At 73.1% G+C, this 450-nt stretch carries 1 protein-coding gene; it reads left to right on the forward strand.

The genetic code is table 11. The features are described from left to right. The coding region (locus tag AC1DSF_RS30890; protein ID WP_478184123.1) for a hypothetical protein at nucleotides 1–243 on the forward strand (243 nt) is incomplete at its 5' end. Nucleotides 244–450 lie beyond the last annotated feature (207 nt).

Genomic DNA, 450 nt, shown 5'->3' on the forward strand with positions numbered 1-450 from the left:
GTGCGGGGTGCGGGAGAACGCGCTCTACCAATGCTCTACAAGACCGCGACCCGTGCCGAGGAAGTCCTCGGGCTCAACGTCGAAGACCTGGACCTCGCGCGTCGCCGCGCATCGGTGAAGGCGAAGGGCGCGGCGACGCGCCGCCGCGGCTCGGCTGCACGAGAACGCGGTGCGCGAGTGGGTGTACTCGGACGCCGGTGCCGCGCGGCTGATGCCGCGCGTGCTCAAGGGCCGCACCCGTAGGCCGGTGTTCGCCACGCACGCAGGCCCGCCCCGGGCAAGGTGTTGGCGGCGCGGGACGTGTGCCTGGACACCGGCATGGCGCGGATGCCATATGGCCAGTCCCGCGCGCTCCTGGACCTGCACACTGCGCTTGCGGGGACGGGGTGGGACCTGCACGAGTTCCGGCACAGCGCGCTCACGCAACTCGGCTGGCCCCCGGGCGGGAGC

It is taken from the genome of Variovorax sp. 01N429 (genome assembly GCF_056399425.1).